This is a genomic window from Amycolatopsis sp. NPDC049159, assembly GCF_040648295.1.
Classification (GTDB): Bacteria; Actinomycetota; Actinomycetes; order Mycobacteriales; family Pseudonocardiaceae; genus Amycolatopsis; species Amycolatopsis pretoriensis_A.
The window spans coordinates 249,160-265,782 of the sequence record NZ_JBEZDL010000014.1; the positions used below are offsets into that span (position 1 = coordinate 249,160).

15 protein-coding genes and 1 rRNA gene are annotated in these 16,623 nt (G+C 72.8%); 8 read left to right on the plus strand and 8 right to left on the minus strand.

The genetic code is table 11. The features are described 5' to 3' along the window. The first annotated feature begins 88 nt into the window (after nucleotides 1–88). Nucleotides 89–694 carry a response regulator transcription factor gene (locus tag AB0B33_RS26470; protein ID WP_086860973.1) on the plus strand — a complete coding sequence of 202 codons (606 nt, stop codon included), beginning with the start codon at nucleotides 89–91 and terminating at the stop codon, nucleotides 692–694. A gap of 223 nt (nucleotides 695–917) precedes the next feature. On the opposite strand, the gene AB0B33_RS26475 is transcribed toward AB0B33_RS26470, so the two are convergent. The 3 genes from AB0B33_RS26475 to AB0B33_RS26485 all read right to left on the minus strand — a co-directional run bounded on the left by AB0B33_RS26475 (nucleotide 918) and on the right by AB0B33_RS26485 (nucleotide 5,984). Then, nucleotides 918–2,114, minus strand: coding sequence for a histidine kinase (locus AB0B33_RS26475; protein ID WP_360776607.1), 1,197 nt, complete (start codon nucleotides 2,112–2,114; stop codon nucleotides 918–920). A gap of 68 nt (nucleotides 2,115–2,182) precedes the next feature. After that, nucleotides 2,183–3,628: a SagB/ThcOx family dehydrogenase gene (locus AB0B33_RS26480; RefSeq protein ID WP_360776609.1), complete on the minus strand. Its 1,446-nt coding sequence runs from the start codon at nucleotides 3,626–3,628 to the stop codon at nucleotides 2,183–2,185. Nucleotides 3,629–3,677: 49 nt separating this feature from the next. Then, nucleotides 3,678–5,984 carry a TOMM precursor leader peptide-binding protein gene (locus AB0B33_RS26485; RefSeq protein WP_360776611.1) on the minus strand — a complete coding sequence of 769 codons (2,307 nt, stop codon included), beginning with the start codon at nucleotides 5,982–5,984 and terminating at the stop codon, nucleotides 3,678–3,680. A 302-nt stretch (nucleotides 5,985–6,286) separates the two neighbouring features. Between AB0B33_RS26485 and AB0B33_RS26490 the strand changes: the two genes are divergently transcribed. The 3 genes from AB0B33_RS26490 (at nucleotide 6,287) to AB0B33_RS26500 (ending at nucleotide 9,031) form a co-directional block, all read left to right on the plus strand. After that, nucleotides 6,287–6,979, plus strand: coding sequence for a winged helix-turn-helix transcriptional regulator (locus AB0B33_RS26490; RefSeq protein WP_247020216.1), 693 nt, complete (start codon nucleotides 6,287–6,289; stop codon nucleotides 6,977–6,979). Between the two features lie 151 nt (nucleotides 6,980–7,130). Continuing rightward, nucleotides 7,131–7,706, plus strand: a complete 576-nt coding sequence (locus AB0B33_RS26495) for a hypothetical protein (RefSeq protein ID WP_360776613.1) — start codon at nucleotides 7,131–7,133, stop codon at nucleotides 7,704–7,706. Then, a complete protein-coding gene (locus AB0B33_RS26500) occupies nucleotides 7,703–9,031 on the plus strand; it encodes a copper resistance protein CopC (protein WP_360776615.1) in 1,329 nt (442 codons plus the stop codon). The genes AB0B33_RS26495 and AB0B33_RS26500 overlap by 4 nt, the downstream gene beginning before the upstream one ends. Nucleotides 9,032–9,093: 62 nt before the next feature. On the opposite strand, the gene AB0B33_RS26505 is transcribed toward AB0B33_RS26500, so the two are convergent. Next, a complete protein-coding gene (locus AB0B33_RS26505) occupies nucleotides 9,094–9,765 on the minus strand; it encodes a maleylpyruvate isomerase family mycothiol-dependent enzyme (RefSeq protein WP_360776617.1) in 672 nt (223 codons plus the stop codon). Between the two features lie 109 nt (nucleotides 9,766–9,874). On the opposite strand from AB0B33_RS26505, the gene AB0B33_RS26510 reads away from it, so the two are divergent. The 3 genes from AB0B33_RS26510 to AB0B33_RS26520 all read left to right on the plus strand — a co-directional run bounded on the left by AB0B33_RS26510 (nucleotide 9,875) and on the right by AB0B33_RS26520 (nucleotide 12,961). Beyond that, the gene (locus tag AB0B33_RS26510; protein ID WP_247025032.1) at nucleotides 9,875–10,594 is read left to right on the plus strand and encodes an MgtC/SapB family protein; all 720 of its coding nucleotides are present in this window, start codon (nucleotides 9,875–9,877) and stop codon (nucleotides 10,592–10,594) included. A gap of 144 nt (nucleotides 10,595–10,738) precedes the next feature. Beyond that, entirely contained in the window at nucleotides 10,739–11,557 is an 819-nt protein-coding gene (locus AB0B33_RS26515) for a M protein (RefSeq protein WP_360776619.1), read from the plus strand. A 696-nt stretch (nucleotides 11,558–12,253) separates the two neighbouring features. Further along, nucleotides 12,254–12,961, plus strand: a complete 708-nt coding sequence (locus tag AB0B33_RS26520; RefSeq protein WP_360776621.1) for a CPBP family intramembrane glutamic endopeptidase — start codon at nucleotides 12,254–12,256, stop codon at nucleotides 12,959–12,961. Between the two features lies 1 nt (nucleotide 12,962). Here the strand turns inward: AB0B33_RS26520 and AB0B33_RS26525 are convergent, their stop codons facing one another. Genes AB0B33_RS26525 through AB0B33_RS26535 form a run of 3 tightly spaced genes read right to left on the minus strand, consistent with a single transcriptional unit; the run spans nucleotide 12,963 to nucleotide 15,626 of the window. Then, entirely contained in the window at nucleotides 12,963–13,244 is a 282-nt protein-coding gene (locus AB0B33_RS26525; RefSeq protein WP_125314973.1) for a metal-sensitive transcriptional regulator, read from the minus strand. A 55-nt stretch (nucleotides 13,245–13,299) separates the two neighbouring features. Beyond that, nucleotides 13,300–15,420 (minus strand): heavy metal translocating P-type ATPase, encoded by a 2,121-nt coding sequence (locus AB0B33_RS26530; RefSeq protein WP_360776623.1) that lies wholly within the window; start codon nucleotides 15,418–15,420, stop codon nucleotides 13,300–13,302. Next, nucleotides 15,420–15,626, minus strand: a complete 207-nt coding sequence (locus AB0B33_RS26535) for a heavy-metal-associated domain-containing protein (protein ID WP_360776625.1) — start codon at nucleotides 15,624–15,626, stop codon at nucleotides 15,420–15,422. The genes AB0B33_RS26530 and AB0B33_RS26535 overlap by 1 nt, the downstream gene beginning before the upstream one ends. A 79-nt stretch (nucleotides 15,627–15,705) precedes the next feature. Between AB0B33_RS26535 and cobF the strand changes: the two genes are divergently transcribed. Then, nucleotides 15,706–16,473 carry a precorrin-6A synthase (deacetylating) gene (cobF, locus tag AB0B33_RS26540; RefSeq protein WP_360776627.1) on the plus strand — a complete coding sequence of 256 codons (768 nt, stop codon included), beginning with the start codon at nucleotides 15,706–15,708 and terminating at the stop codon, nucleotides 16,471–16,473. 55 nt (nucleotides 16,474–16,528) lie between these two features. Here the strand turns inward: cobF and rrf are convergent. Continuing rightward, a 5S ribosomal RNA gene (gene rrf / locus AB0B33_RS26545) occupies nucleotides 16,529–16,623 on the minus strand; the annotation flags it as partial.

Below are 16,623 nucleotides of genomic sequence, written 5' to 3' on the forward strand. Positions count from 1 at the left end.
AGTTTCACTTCCGCGAAACTCCGGCGGTGCGGGGCAATGGCGTACAATTACTGTTCGGAGTCGTCGGACTGGGGTGCGAGGTACCGTCGTGATCAAGGTGTTGCTGGCCGAGGACATGCACATGGTCCGCGGCGCGCTCGTCGCCTTGCTGAACCTCGAATCCGACATCGAGGTCGTGGCCGAGGTGTCCACGGGGGACCAGATCCTGCCCGCCGCGAAGGCGGCACAGCCCGACGTCGCGATCATCGACATCGACCTGCCGGGCAAGGACGGCCTGTCCGCCGCCATCGAGATCCACGAGAGCCTGCCGGACGTCCACACGCTGATCCTGACCAGCCTCGGCCGCCCGGGCACGGTGCGCCGCGCGCTGGACGCCAAGGTGAACGGCTTCCTGCTCAAGGACGCGCCGTCGGACAAGCTGGCGAACGCGGTCCGCTCGGTCGCGATCGGACGCCGGGTCATCGACAGCGAACTGGCGCTGGCCGCTTGGGAAACCGACGACTGCCCGCTGACCCCGCGCGAGATCGAGATCCTGTCACTGGCAGCGCGCGGCCGGACGGTGGCCGACATCGCGTCCGAGCTGTTCCTGTCGGCGGGCACGGTCCGCAACTACCTGGCCGCGGTGGTGACGAAGCTGAACGCCCGCAACCGGGTCCACGCGATCCGCATCGCCACCGAAGCCGAGTGGCTCTGACCGCACCGGTCCCGGAAAGCGCTTTCGCCCGCACCCGCTCCACCCGGCCCAGCTGTGCCCGCACCCGCCCGCTCCGCTGCGCCCGCACCCGCCCGCACCCAGCCGCGAGCGCCCCGATGTGGCGTTGGTTGCGTCCAACGCACCGAACGCCACATCCGGGGGCGCGTGAGCGAGCCCGGCGACCACCGAGCCGCCCGGCACCGCGCAGGCCGGGCCGCCGGCCTCAGCTCGCCTTCGGGCGTTCCCTGCGCACCGACCCGACCGGGATCGCCACCAGCAGGCGGTGGGTGCCGTCCTGGCTCACTTCCGTCGTCAACGTCCCGTTCATCGCCGCCACGCGGTCGCCCAGGTTCCGCAGTCCCGCGCCCGAACCCGCACCACCACCGCCGCCGGCGCCGCCCGCGCCGTCGTTGACGATCTCCAGCCAGGCCGTGCCGTCCTCGGTGCTCACCGAGAACGCGCACCAGCTCGCCGTGCTGTGGCGCACCACGTTCGTCACCCCTTCGCGCAGCACCGTCCCCAGCGTCGTGGCCACCGGCGGCGGCAGCTCGCCGATGCCGGAGCGGGCGACCGTCACGCGGGTGCCCGCCGCGCTCAGCACGTCCGCCGCCGCGCGGCACTCCTCTTCCAGGGACAGTTCGCGGTAGCCCGCCGCGATCGTGCGGACGTCGGCCAGCGCGCGCCGGGACATCACCAGCAGCTCCGCCAGTTCCGCCTTGGCCAGCTCCGGCTTGCCGGGCACCATGCGGTCGACGAGTTCACCCTTGAGGGTGATGGCCGAAAGGCTCAATCCCAGCAGGTCGTGGAGGTCTCGGGAGAAGCGCATGCGTTCCTCGGCGATGGTCCGGCGCTTCAGCTCGCACACCTCCTCCGCCCGCCCGGCGACCACCCGCGCGGCCGTCGCGAGCCCGAACAGGGACAGCGCCGCCACCCCGGCCGACACCGCGCTCCCCACCCCCGCGTCGAGCAATCCGGCCGGCCAGCCCGGCAGCGCCGAAACGACTCCCGCCACGACGCACGCGAGCAGCGCCCACGGCACCGCCCTGGCCGGCGGGGACACCAGCAGCAGCCCACCGGCGAAGAAGCCGCCCGCCGTGCTCCACGGCTCCCCGAGCGCCAGCAACGGCCCGAATCCCAGCACGGCCTGCACGGTCAGGGCCAGCCACGGGCGCCGGACGCGGCCGCGGGCGAACCAGGCGAGGTGCCCGGCCACCAGCCCCGCGGCGCACACCAGCGCGATCGGCTTGAGGAACCAGGGCTGGGCACCGGTCAGCACCGGCAGTGCGGCCAGCACGGCCACCCCGACGGCGGCCACGGCCTGCGCGCCGAGCACGAGCGCGCGGGATTCCCGCCGCTCGCCCGCGAGCGGCGCGGTCCGCTTCCGAAGCCGTGCACCGCGCACCCGCACCGGATAAACCACGGCCCCTCCCGCGTCACCCCGCACCCCAGTGACTCCAAGGTAACAGGGCGGCCCATCGGATTCAGGGGTCAACCGACCCCGGGGAAGTCGAGGACGCACTCGCCGACGCTCACTTCGGCGGGCCACTCCAGCTTCAGCGAGCGGTCGACGCGGTCGCCGGCGTCGACCGGCACGGCGTGCGCGGCGAGGCCCATCGCCTTCGCCGTGAGGTACAGGACTTGCTGGAGCGCGCCGACGTGCAGCAGGGTCGTCGCGTACGCGGCGCTGCCGAGCACCCACGCGATCCGCGACATCCGCGCGGTCATCGTCAGCAGCACCGACGGCCTGCGGTGGCTGCCGGCACCGATCATCGCCAGGTCCAGCATGCCGTCCAGCGCCACCGCGTCGTCGTTGATGAGCGTCAGCGTGTGCCACAGCGGGTCGTAGTGGTAGATCCCGCGCCCGAGGCCCGCGCACCGGTTGACGGCGACGTAGATTTCGAGCTCGTACAGGCAGGCGACGCTGAAGTACGGCCGCTGGGACGCCTCGTGGCCGGGCCCGCCGGGCAGGTACGTCGGCCCGATCGAGCGCACCCGCGCGGCGCGGAAGAGGAACTCGCCGATCTGCTCGGCCGACAACGCGCGCTCGGTGACCTCGGGGCACAGGTGGTCTTCTTCGAGCAGCGAGCTCAGCGTCGGGTCGGCCGCCTTGAGCACCGCCGGGTCGGGGCGGTGCAACGGGAAGGTCGGGCCCGCCGTGATCGGCTTGACCACCGGCGGCTCGGCGCCGGTGCGGCGCGGCCCCGGTTCCGACGACCCGCCCTTCTGCCACGTCCGGCTGCGCGCGTGGAACATCAGGTCGTCGGGCGACCAGGCGGCGAGGTCGTCGTCGCCGTCCTCGGCGAACTCCGCCCAGTCGTCGGCCGCGAGCACCACGCCGGCGGACACCAGGAACGCCGCGATGTCGGCCACCACCGCTTCGGTCAGCCCGGTCGTCTCGGCGACCTGGGCGACGGTGACCGGCCGGGCGAGCGAAGACGCGACGGTCACCGCCGCCGGGCGCAGCAGCGCGACGCGGTACCGGGCGCGGGGCGATTCGAGCAGCAGCCCGCCGCCGTCCGGGCGCATGGCCGAGAACCGCGAAAGCTTGATGAGCCGGCCCGGTTGCACCGGATCGCTCGGGAAGACCGGGAACTGCGTCACCGGGATCGCCGAAAGCAGGGGCCCGCGGCCGTCGTTGAGCGCCAGCGAATGCACGACGGAGCCGGACAACCGGTTCAGCGCCTTGCGCAGCGCCCCCGCCCAGGCCTCGGTGCCACCGCTGGCCGACGAGGCGAGGTTGCCCATCGAGACCGGGCCGAGCACCATCCGGCCGAGCGACTCACGGACCGGACCGGGGATGCCCGCCAGCTCGTACTCACCCCACCAGGTGATGGCGACGATCGTGTCGTCGTCCCCCGCCTCCAGCAGGGTGTCTTCGGTGAGGGACCAGAGCCGGACGGTCTCCGGGATCCCCTCCTGGCGGTGTGCAGGCAAGGCGGAACTCCTCAAGCGAACTGCGAAAACCGAGCTTCCCACGGGACGCTCAGAGGAACATCGGGAACGGGTTGAGCCGCTCGTACAGAGTCGGCGCCTCGAGCCTGCCCAGCGCGACCGGGACGTCGAAGAGGCGGCCGGGCGCGAACCGGGCCCAGAACGGGCGCAGGCCGGGCACGAGCACCTTGACCACGGGAATCCCGACGTCCGGGCGGGTCTGGTCGAGCACCAGCAGCTCCAGGCCCGCACGGTCGAACACCTTGCCCAGCGCCTCGACGTCGTCGCGGACGTCGGGCCGGTTGACGAACGGGAAGTCCGCCGCGGTCCGCATCCGCTGCCCGGCCGCCGGTCGCAGGTACGGCTGGTTCGCGACGGTCGCGTAGGCGAGCCAGCGCCGCGCGTCCGGGTCGTCGAGGCCGCGGCCGCCTTCCCGCACGACCGGCAGCATCTGGTTCAGCTCGGTCACCGCGCGGCGCACCGCGATCCGCGGGTCGAGGTGCGCGCCGAAGCCCATCATGATGTCCTCGTGCGGCCCGTCGGTCCGCCGCGAAAGCGCGACGGCCACCGGGATCCCCAGGTCGGAGGTCACGTCGAGGACCCACAGCTCGCGGCCGATCGCCACGTAGTTGCCCGCCATCTCCTCGAGCCACGCGTCGGCGAACGAGGCGAGGTCGACGCCCGGCACCGGCGTGCGGTTGTACCACCACAGCGCCACGGCGTCGCGTTCGACGAGCTCGAGCGCACCCTGCAGGATCGCGTCCTCCAGGCTGCTGCCCGCCGCCGCGCCGTTCGAATCGGCGCGCACCCCGCGCGCCGCGCTCACCCGCGGGGTCCCGTAGTAGAGGTAGGACGTCGGCAGCAGGCGGCGGCGCCCGGACGGCGACCACACCGGCGTCCAGTCGGTGCGGGCCGACGTGTCGAACGGCTCGGGGACGTGCTGGAAGTCGGCGTGCGCGCGGTTCCAGGCCTCGCGGTCGGCGTACTGCCGCCCGGCGAAGAGCATGCAGGCGTTGGGGTGGACGGCTTCGTCCTCCAGCTCGTCGTAGGAGCCGCGGATGCGCAGCTCGTCGCCCTGGAAGTTGCCGGAGAAGCGTTCCGCCGCCTCGCAGAGCGCGCTGACCTCCGCGTCGAGCGGGCTGACGCCCTTCCCGCCGTTTTCGCAGCGCAGCCCGGCGCGCAGCGCGGCCATCCCGGTGATGCCGCGGGCGACGTTGGGCCCGGAGCGGTAGGCGTTGGCGAACGGCGGCGCGGCCGGGTCCGGCTGGATCTCCTTGATGATCCCGGTGATCGGGCTGATCAGGTGCCGGTGCCGCTCGAGCATCTGCGACGGCGTCGCCGTGCGGTGCCCGCCGCCGCCGGTGGTCGCCTTCTTCGCCGGCTGCAGCGTCACCGGCCGGACCGAGCGCCACGCCACCTGCCACGGGTCGCCGCAGCCCGGGCACTGCGGGCGGCGGCGCAGCTCGTGCAGGCGGCCCTGCAGGTCGAGGGTGTCGAGCGTCCACACGCACTGCTGGCCGTGGTAGCGGTAGCCGGCCACCCACTTGGCCGCTTCCAGCGCCACGAGGTGCGCCGCGGCCGAGGTGAGCGGCGGCAACGCCGGCATCGGGCGGCGCGCCGGGCCGGCGTGGCCCAGCTCCTCCTGCACGCACGCTTCGGCGTGCCGGTGGCCCCACAGCCGGTGGGTCAGGCAATGCCAGCAGGCGCCTTCCGGCTGCAGCACCGGGCCGATCCACACCTGGGCGCCGAACGGGCGCGCCAGCAGCCACGGCCGCCCGGCCCGCCGGTGTTCGGCGTCGACTTCGGCCAGCCGCGGGTCGAGGTAGTCGGCGCACAGCACGACCGACAGGTCGGCGGCCCCGGCGTCGGCGCGCACCACCCCGAGCCCGGCACCGGCGAGCGCCCGCTCGACCGCGCCGGGGTCGACGCCGTCGGCGCTGTCCCCGACCGCCGTCAGCCGCACGGTGCCCTGCCGTGCGGCGACGAGGTCGGCGTCCACGCCGCACGCGTCCCAGTAGGCCAGCGCGCGTTCGTCGCCGGCCCGGTCGTCTTCTCCCTGGCTGCGCAACGTCACCAGACCGGCGTCGACCAGCTGCGCCAGCAGCGCGGCGACCTCTTCCGGGGCCATCCCGCCGGGCCGGTCGCGCAGCAGCCCGTCGAGGTCGTGGGTCCCGTCCAGCAGCGCCGCGAGCGACTCGATCTTCGCCCCGCGCATCGCGATCACGCCCTGTTCGGAGAACAGGTACGCCCCTTTGCCCGCCCTGACCTCGGCGCGGAGGTGCCGGCGGAAGGCGGGGGCCCGCGTCGGCACCGCGCCGCCGTCTTCCGGGACCCGTGCGTTGACAGCCGTCGTGCGCATGGGCTCTCCTGCCGGTAGCCGGGTGGGGCGGGACGAGAATCTGAATCCTGCTCCACGCGAGGTCTACTCAACCAGTGCGGCAAACACGGAGAAGTCATGCAAAACGCATGGGCCGATGTGGGAAACGCATGGCGCGGCGGTGCGGGACTCACTGGCCGTGCACCGCGCTGAACCGTCACCGTAGACAGCGACGCCCGCGCCGGATTGGTGCGTCACGGGGCACCGTAACCGACCTCGCGGCCCTGCGCGATTCGGGGGGTGGTGCCCGGTCTGGCACCCCGAGACATAGTGAGGACCCGAGTATGCCTACCTCTGCTCGCACCTACGGACAGTTCTGCGGCCTGGCCCGGGCGCTCGAGATCGTCGGCGAGCGCTGGTCGCTGCTCGTCGTCCGGGACCTCATGCTCGGCCCGAAGCGGTTCACCGACCTGCAGCGCACCCTGCCACGCATCCCGGTGAGCATCCTGACCTCCCGCCTCAACGAGCTCGAAGAGTCGGGCGTGGTCCGGCGGCGCGTGCTGTCGCAGCTGGACGGCGGCATCGTCTACGAGCTGACCGAGTACGGCACCGAGCTCGACCACATCGTCCTCGACCTCGGCCTGTGGGGCTCGCGGTCGCTGACCTACCCGAAGCCGGACGAGGTCTTCACCCTCGACACCGCGATCATCTCGCTCTACACGACCTTCCAGGAGGAGGCCGCGACGGGCGTGCACGTCAACTACGAGCTGCACCACCCCGGCGACATGGTCGTGCACGCCATGGTCGACGACGGCGCGCTCAAGGCGTCCGCGGGCGCGCTGCCCGCCGCCGACCTGGTGATCGAGCCGCAGGGACCGGCGCTGCTGGACCTGCTCAACGGCAACCTGTCCGCGCCGGACGCGATCGCCAGCGGCAAGGTCCGCGTCGAGGGCGACCCGGCGCACCTGGACCTGTTCACCCGCCTGTTCCGCGTCCCGCCGGCCCCGGACCGCCCGACCGGCCTCGTCGCGCACTGACCGATCCGCGCCGCGGGCCCGCCCCGCGGCGCGCATTCGGCCGAGTGCCGCGATTTCCCTGGTGGAATGCGCAATCCGGAGTAATGGATCACGGCTCGCGGACCGCTATCGTCGACGCACACCTTTCGACTTCGGAAGACCTGGGGTTCGCATGTCGACGTCCGAAATCGCCCGCCCCGCCGGGTTCCTGGGCAGTCTCAACAGCCGGTACCACAACCGCGCGCTCGCGGTGTTCATGCTGATCGTCCTCGCCCACTGGGGCGAGCACATCGTGCAGGCCGTGCAGATCTACGCCCTGGGCTGGCCGACTTCGCGGGCCCGCGGCGTGCTCGGCATGCCCTTCCCGTGGCTGATCTCGCAGGAGTGGCTGCACTACGGCTACGCACTGGTGATGCTGGTGTTCCTGTGGGTGCTGCGGCACGGGTTCGCGGGCCGCTCGCGGCAGTGGTGGAACCTCGCGCTGGGCATCCAGTTCTGGCACCACATCGAGCACCTGCTGCTGTTCATCCAGGCGCAGAGCGGCTGGCGGCTGGCCGGGCAGAAGGTGCCCACCAGCATCATCCAGCTGCTGGTCCCGCGGGTGGAGCTGCACCTGTTCTACAACACGATCGTCACCATCCCGATGATCGTCGCGGTCGTGCTGCACCGGCGTGCTTCGGCCGCCGAGCGCGAGATCACCGGCTGCTCGTGCGGTGTGCCGAGGCAGCCCGCGCTCTCCGCGTCGTGAAACGGGCGCTGGCCCTGCTGGCCTTCCTGGCCGGCTGGCTGCTGCTCGGCGCCACACCCGCTTCGGCGCACGTCGAAGTCGTCTCGTCGACCCCCGGGGACGGCGCCCGCCTGAGCGCGGCGCCGTCCCTGGTGTCGGTCACCCTGTCGGAGAACGTCGGGATCCAGCCCGGGTCGATCAAGGTCGTCGACCTGACGGGCAAGCAGGTGGACTCCGGTCCGGTGTTCCAGCCCGGCGAGGACGCCGAACAGCTCGCCGTGAAGCTGCAGCCGGGCATCTCCGACGGCAGCTACCTGGTCGAGTACGCGTTCGTCTCGGCCGACTCCCACCCGGTGCGCGGCACGTTCGCGTTCGTCGTCGGCACCGGCCCGCTGGTGACGTCGGCGGGCGCGGTGTCCGCGGCCACCGGCACCGACGGCGTCGTCGACGCGGCCTCGACGTCGGTGCGCTGGCTGGCCTACCTCGGCGTCGTCCTCCTCGGCGGCGCGGCGTTCCTGGTCCTGTGCCGCCCGGCGGGCCGCACCGACCGCCGGGCCCGCCGGCTCTTGAACACCGGCGCGGGCCTGGTCGCGGCGGCCACCGTGGCGGCGTTCGTGCTGCAAGGCCCCTACGCGGCCGGGCGGGGCATCGGCGCGGTGTCCGACTTCGGGCTGCTGGCGGACACGCTGCGCGTCGCCTACGGGAAGCTGCTGCTGCTCCGGCTGGTCGCGGTGGCCGTGCTGGTCGTGCTGCTGCCCAGGCTGCTGCGGCCCGGGCAGCCGGACCGGCTGCGGGCCCGCTACGAGAACCTGACGATGGTGACGGGCTTCGTCGTCCTGCTGACGTTCTCGGCCACCGGCCACCCGGTGACGGACCCGGTCATGTTCGTCTCGGTGACGGCGGACCTGGTCCACTTCGGCGCGATCGCGGTCTGGGCGGGCGGACTGGTCCAGCTGGCCCTGTGCCTGTACCGCCCGGCCCCGGACGAGGACCTGACCGGGGTCGCGACGCGGTTTTCCCGCATCGCGGCGGGCTCGGTGACGGCGGTCGCGATCAGCGGCGCGATCCTGGCGCTGCGGATCATGCCGACGCTGTCCGCGCTGTGGACGACCGAGTTCGGCCTGCTGGTGCTGCTGAAGATCGCCGGACTGGCGGCGCTGCTGGCGGTGGCGAGCCGCTCGCGCGCGGCGGTCCGGCGGAGCATGACCGAGCGGGGCGAGGGAACGACGAAGACGGTGACGGCGAACCTGCGCCGCCTGCGCGCGGCGGTGGCGATCGAGGTCCTGCTCAGCGTGGTGGTGCTGGCGCTGGCGGCGCTGCTGACGGTCACGCCCCCCGGCGGCTGACATGAACGACTCGTTCATGTCGCCAGGTGGCATGAACGAGTCGTTCATGCCGGCCGGCGCGCTCAAACCCCAGGTCGGGGCGGGGGCACGAACGGTCCCCACGTGAAGGCCGGCAGCCACCGCGCCGGCGGCGCGCTCCAGTCCAGCGCCGTGAGCTGGCTCGACGACCGGCGTCCGGCCAGCGCCCGGTAGAGCTCGTGGGCCGGGGCGGTCACCGTCACCTCGGGCCGTCCCGCACCCGCCGTCCAGGCCGAGCCGCCCGTCGTGCGGATCCGGACCGCGGGCAGGCCGCGGCCGGCGATCGAGCCCGAAAAGCCGCGGACCAGCACGGCGAAGCTCGGCGCCCAGGCCAGGTGCTCCACCGGCGGCGGGACGCCCAGGGCCGCGCGCAGGTCGAGTTCGTGGGTGTAGGCGTCCATCACCAGCACTTCGCCGCTGCGCCCGCCCGCGTCCGCGAAGCGCCGGTCGAGTTCGTCGCCGATCTCGTCCCAGCGGTCGAGCAGCTCGGGGACCTCGCGCGGCACCGCGGGCGGCAGCGTGCCGCCGTGGCGCTCGAGGACCCCCTCGGCCTTCTCGAGGACGTGGTCGAGCAGGTCCGTGACGGTCCACTTCGGACACGCCGGGACCGGGCGTCGGTGCGTGCCGGGCCGCCCGTCGAGCAGCGCGCGGACGTGGCGCCGCACTTCCGGGTAGCCGACGAAGTCCGGGGCCGGGACCGGCCGGGTCGCTGTCACGAGCTCACCTCACCCTGGCACGATCGGGGGTCTTGACCCAGTATCCCCTGGTGACGGGCTCGCGGTTCTCTTCGCGTGCCGTCGGCCGAAGAGACAGGAGGTCGTGACCTTGCCCACTCTGTGGTCCACGTCGGCGCAGTGGGAGCTGCTGCCGCCGGTGCTGCTCGCGCTCGTGCTGAGCGTCGCCATCGGGCTCGAACGCGAAGCCGGCATGAAGGCCGCCGGGCTGCGGACGCACAGCCTGGTCGGGGTCGGGTCGGCCGTGTTCATGCTGGTGTCGAAGTACGGTTTCGCCGACCTGCTCGGCCTCGACCACGTGTCGCTCGACCCGTCGCGGATCGCGGCGCAGATCGTGTCCGGCATCGGCTTCATCGGCGGCGGCCTGATCTTCGTCCGCCGCGACGCGGTCCGCGGCCTGACCACGGCGGCGACGATCTGGGTCACCGCCGCGATCGGCACGGCGTGCGGTGCGGGTCTCCCGGTGCTCGCCGTCGGCGCGACGATCGCGCACTTCGTGGTGACCCGCGGGTTCCCGCCGCTGCAGCGGTTCGTCGCGCGGCACCGCCGGGAACCGCCGCTCCTGCAGCTGAGCTACCTCGACGGCCACGGCGTGCTGCGCGCGGCACTGGCCACGTGCACCGGACGGGGCTGGTCGGTGCAGCACGTCGACGTCGACCACGAGTCCCTTTCCGAGGAGGGGCAACGGATCGCGGTCGTCACGCTGCGCCTCGACGGCCGCGGTGATCTCTACGACCTCGCCGCCGAACTCGCCGAACTGCCTGGCGTGCGGAGCACGTCCACCGGCGCCGGGGAACCGCTCGACGAATGATCACCCGCCCGGGCAGCGCGCGGCGGCGGGTTTGCGGCACACTGGGGTGCACACCGGATTCCCCGGCACCGCAAGGAAAAGGTGCGGCCGAGGAAAAACCATCCAATTCGGAGGTGAGGCGTGGCCCCCGGCGGTGGCGAGGACGTGGCCCGATTCGACCTGGCGTGGCGCGGCTTCAATCGCGTCCAGGTCAAGGAATACGTCGAGTGGGCCGAGTCCGAGATCCGCAGACTCACGACCGAACGCGACGCGGCGCGCCGCCGCGGAGCCGAGCTCGCGGAGCGGAACGGTGAGCTCCGCGTGAAGATCGACCGGATCAGCCGCACCCCGATCGCCCCGGACGCCCTCCAGGAGCGCTCGCGCCGGATGATCGAGCTCACCCGCGAAGAGGCAGCCGAAATCACCGGCCGCGCAACGGAAACCGCGGCCCGCATCCGCGAAGAAGCGAAGGCGGAGGCCGTCCGCCTGACCGCGGAGGAGCGCCGCCTGGTGGCCGAGGCGGAAGCGGAGCGCGACCGCCACCGCACCGAGCACGAAGAGCTGATGCGCGCCTCCGAGCAGCGCCGCCGCGAACTCGACGAAGCGGCGGCCCACCGCCGAGCGGAGCTGGAAGAGGACCACAAGCGCGCGATGACGGTCCGCCGCGCGGAGGCGATGCGCGAGCTGGCAGAGCAGGAAGCGGCCGCCAGGACGAAGGCGGACCGGCTGGTAGCGGAGGCCACCACCCGCGGCGAGGCCCTGGTCGGCGCGGCCGAGCGCGAGGTCACGGCGTTGAACGAGGTCCGCGACAAGCTGCACGCGAGCTTGACGGGCTGCCGGACATTGCTGAGCGAGGCAGCGGTGGCCCTGGACGACCGCCCGGCGCCGTTCGATCCGGAAGCGACGTTGCCGATGCCGATGTCGAAGAGAGTGCCGGTCCAGCGCCGCTCACCAGCGGACAACCTAGCCGACCCGGTCAGCTGACGTTGGTCGGTGCAGGTGGCGGGCGGCCGGCGGTGGTGTCGCGAATGACCCATTCGCGACCTTTGCCGCCCCGGCTGGCCGACGCCCGGCCCTGCGGCAGCCGGCCGAGGGTGCCGCGAATGCCCCATTCGGGACCGCTGCCGCCGCCAATGACCGATTCGCGACCTCTATCGGCCGGGCTGGCCGGAGCCCGCGGCCGCCGACCGGCTGCGGCGATGCCGCCAATGCCCCGTTCGGGACCGCAGCCGCCGCGACCAGCCCCAGTTGCCCAGGTAGGCCGCAACCGGCCGGTGACGTGGTCGCGAATGACCCACTCCCGACCACTGCCACCTCGACCAGCCCAGGTGACCGGAGCCCGCAGCCACCAGCCGACTGCGGCGATGCCGCCAATAACCCACCCGCGACCGCAGCCGCCGCGACCAGCCCCAGTTGCCCAGGTAGGCCGCAACCGGCCGGTGACGTGGTCGCGAATGACCCACTCGCGACCACGGTCGCCCCGACCAGACCAGACCAGGTGACCGGAGCCAGCGGCCGCCGACCGGCTGCGGCGATGCCGCCAACGACCCACTCCCGACCACCAACGTCCCCAATGAGTCATTCGCGACCCCGCCGCCCCGGCCCCACCAGCACGCACGGCACTCCAGTGGTAAGCCCGCCGACCCCAGCCAAGCCCGTCGCGACCACAGGCATCCGACCTTGAGCGATGCCGTCCCCTTCACGCCTCGCCGCGTGTTCGCCCTGGTCACCGCAGTCCTCGTCCTCGCGGCGGCCACCACCCTCGCCAACCGCGTCCTGCCCGGCTGGGCCTACCCGCTCTGCGGCCTCGTCGCCGCCCTCATCCTCATCGCCCTCGGGCGAGCCGCCGGCTGCACCTGGGCCGACCTCGGCCTCAGCGCCCTCCGGCGCCCAGCGCTCGTCGGCCTCTCAGGTGCCGCGCTCATCGCCGTCGTCTTCGGGATCGCGCTGGCGATCCCCAGCCTCCGCACCGTCTACAAAGACGGCCGCGTGGGCGACCCCGATCTCACCCAGCTCCTCTGGCTGACCTGCGGACGCATCCTCTTCGGGACCGTCCTCATCGAAGAAATCGCTTTCCGCGGAGTCCTCCCCGGCCTCTTCGGCGCGACCGACGACCGCTGGCGCTGGCCGCCCATCCTCTGCTCGGCCGCGCTCTTCGGGCTCTGGCACGCCCTCCCGGCGCTGGCCGTCGGCCGCAACGCCGCCGTGCACGCCGTGTTGGGGTCGACTCCCGTGGTCGTCCTGCAGATCCTCGCCATGGCCGCCGCCGGTGTCGCCGGGATCTTCCTGCACTGGTGGCGGCACGCCGGCCGGGGCGTGCTCGCCTCCGTCATCGTGCACTTCGCCACCAACGCCGGCGGCCTCATCATCGCCGTACTGGTCAAATGACCTACGAACGGACCAGCCGGGCGATCGCGTCCGACGCTTCCCGCACCTTCAGGTCCGCTTCCTCGCCACCCGACGCCGCCGCCTGGACGACGCACGTCGCCAAGTGCTCGTCGAGCAGTTCCAGCGAGAACGACTGCAGTGCCTTCGTCGCCGCCGAGACCTGGGTCAGGATGTCGATGCAGTACTTGTCCTGCTCGACCATGCGCTGCAGCCCGCGGATCTGCCCTTCGATCCGGCGCAAGCGCTTGAGATAGGCCTCTCGTTCGGTGCCGTAACCCGTCATCGCCCACCTGTCCCCTCGTCCGCGTCCCTGACCACCGACTATACCCTCCGGGGGTTCAGCGGAACCGGCGCAAGCGGAGGCTGTTGCTCACCACGAACGCCGACGAGCACGCCATCGCCGCGCCCGCGATCATCGGGTTCAGCAGGCCGAGCGCCGCGAGCGGCAGCGCCGCCACGTTGTACGCGAACGCCCAGAACAGGTTCCCCTTGATCGTCGCGAGCGTGCGCCGGGCCAGCCGGATCGCGTCCGCCGCCACGCGCAGGTCGCCGCGGACCAGGGTCAGGTCGCTCGCCTCGATCGCCGCGTCGGTGCCCGTGCCCATCGCCAGGCCCAGGTCGGCCTGGGCGAGCGCGGCCGCGTCGTTGACGCCGTCGCCGGCCATCGCCACCACGCGCCCCTCGGCCTGCAACCGCTTGACGACGTCGACCTTGCCCTCGGGGAGCACCTCGGCGATGACCTCGTCGATGCCCGCTTCGACCGCGATCGCCCGGGCCACGCCCTCGTCGTCGCCGGTCAGCAGCACCGGCGTCAGGCCGAGTTCCCGCAGCTCGGCGACGGCCCGGGCGGACGTCGGCTTGATCGTGTCGGCGACGACCAGGGTGCCGCGGACCTCGCCGTCCCAGGTCACGCCCACCGTGGTCGCGGCGGCACCCTTCGCGCGCCCGACGCTGACCATGCGTCCTTCGACCACCCCGGTCACGCCCACGCCCGGCGTGCTGCGGAACTCCGTGACCGCGGGCAGCGCGCCGAACCGCTCGCGGGCGGCCTCGGCGATCGCGCGGCCGATCGGGTGCTCGGACGCGGCCTCGACGGCGCCCGCCAGCCGCAGCACCTCGCCGTCGCCCTCGACGAGCGTCATCCGCCCGGTGGTGACGGTGCCGGTCTTGTCCAGGACCACGGTGTCGACGCGCCGGGTGGACTCGAGCACCTCCGGCCCCTTGATGAGGATGCCCAGCTGCGCGCCGCGGCCGGTGCCGACCAGCAGGGCGGTCGGCGTCGCGAGGCCGAGCGCGCACGGGCAGGCGATGATCAGCACGGCGACGGCCGCGGTGAACGCCGCCTCCGTCGCGCCGCCGGTGGCCAGCCAGCCGACCAGCGTCGCGAGTGCCGCGAACACGACCGCCGGCACGAACACCGCCGAAACGCGGTCGGCGAGCCGCTGGACCTCGGCCTTGCCGTTCTGCGCGGCCTCGACGAGCCGCGCCATCTGCGCCAGCCGGGTGTCGGCGCCGACGCGGGTGGCCCGCACGAGCAGCCGCCCGCCGACGTTCACGGTGGCGCCGGTGACCGCGTCGCCCGGCCCGACCTCGACCGGCACGGACTCCCCGGTCAGCATGCTGGTGTCGACCGCGGAACCGCCTTCGGTGACGACGCCGTCGGTGGCGATCTTCTCGCCGGGCCGCGCCACGAAGACGTCGCCGGGGTGCAGCTCGGTGACCGGGACCAGGTGTTCTTCGCCGTCGCGCAGGACGGTGACGTCCTTCGCACCGAGGTCCATGAGCGCGCGCAGGGCGGCGCCGGCGCGGCGCTTCGACCGCGTCTCGAAGTAGCGCCCGGCCAGGACGAACGTCGTGACGGCGGCGGCCACCTCGAAGTACAGCGTGTCGCCGGTCTGGCCGGAGCTGGTGAACTCGAACTCGTGGCGCATGCCGGGTTCGCCCGCGGTGCCGAACAGCAGCGCGTAGAGCGACCAGGCCGTCGCGGCGATGACGCCGAGCGAGATGAGCGTGTCCATCGTCGCGGTGCCGTGGCGGAGGTTGACCGCGGCGGCCCGGTGGAACGGCCACGCGCACCAGGTGACGACCGGCACGGCGAGGGCGAGCGAGCGCCACTGCCACAGGCCCATCTGCCAGTCCGGGACCATCGCGAGGGCCATCAGCGGGACGGTCAAGACGACGGCGAGGAGCAAGCGCTTGCGCAGGGCCGCCAGTTCGTCGGGGGCGTCCGGCTCGGGGAGCCGCGCGGAGTAGCCCGCGGCTTCGACCACGGCCGTCAGGTCCTCGACCGACAGCGCGCTCGGGTAGCTGACCTGGGCTTTCTCGGTGGCGTAGTTGACCGTCGCGGTGACGCCGTCGACCTTGTTGAGCTTGCGCTCGACGCGGGCCGCGCAGGACGCGCACGTCATCCCGCCGATGGCGAGTTCGACGCGTTCCGCGGCGGTCGCTTCGGCCGCCATCACGCCACCAGGCGGTAACCGGCCTCGGTGACGGCGGCGGCGATCGCTTCGGCGGCCAGCGGGGTGTCGCTGGTCACGATCACGCGCCCGCTCTCCACGTCGACGTCCACCTGCCGGACCCCGGTGAGTTCGGAGACCTCTTCGCGGACCGACGTGGCGCAGTGTCCGCAGGTCATGCCCTCGACGGTGTAGCTCGCTTCGGTCATCTGAGGGTCCTTTCGCTCTCCCCTCCTTTATACCCATCGGGGGTAGGGGTTCACCATCGGGCCCCGACAGACTCGACCCATGCGCAAGCTCTACGCGATCGGGATCGGTGCCGGCGACCCGGAGCACCTCACGGTGCAGGCGATCGACCGCCTCAACCGCGTCGACGTCTTCTTCGTGCTCGACAAGGGCTCGGAGAAGGCCGACCTGGTGCGGCTGCGGCAGGAGATCCTCGACCGGTTCGTCACGCGGCCGGGCTACCGCGTCGTGCTGGCGGAGGACCCGCCCCGCGACCGGACGCCGGCGGACTACCGGACCGCGGTCGCCGACTGGCACGCGGCGCGCGCGGAGGTCTACGAGCGGCTGATCCGCTCGGAGCTGGGCCCCGACGGCACGGGGGCGTTCCTGGTCTGGGGCGACCCGTCGCTGTACGACAGCACGATCGCCCTGATCGAGGCGGTGCTCGCGCGGGGGAACGTCTCGTTCGACTACGAGGTCGTGCCGGGGGTCAGCAGCATCTCGGCGCTGGTGGCCCGGCACCGGACGACGATGAACCAAATCGGCCGCGCCGTCCAGCTCACGACCGGCCGTCGGCTGGCCGAGGGCTGGCCGGACGGGGTCGACGACGTCTTCGTGCTCCTGGACGCCCACACGACCTTCGACCGCTTCACCGACGAGGGCTTGCAGATCTTCTGGGGCGCCTACGTCGGGACCCCGGACGAGATCCTGCTTTCGGGCCCGCTCACGGCCGGCCTCGCGGCGGAGATCCGGCGCGCGCGGGCCGAGGCCCGGGAGCGGCACGGCTGGATCATGGACACCTACCTGCTGCGCCGGCCGGTCCGGAAATAGCGAAAGGCCCCGGGAGAACCGTGAGGTTCTCGACCGGGGCCTTTCATTTGGTTATGTTCGGCGGTGTCCTACTCTCCCACAACCCTTCGGTTGCAGTACCATCGGCGCTGTCAAGCTTAGCTTCCGGGTTCGGAATGGGACCGGGCGTTT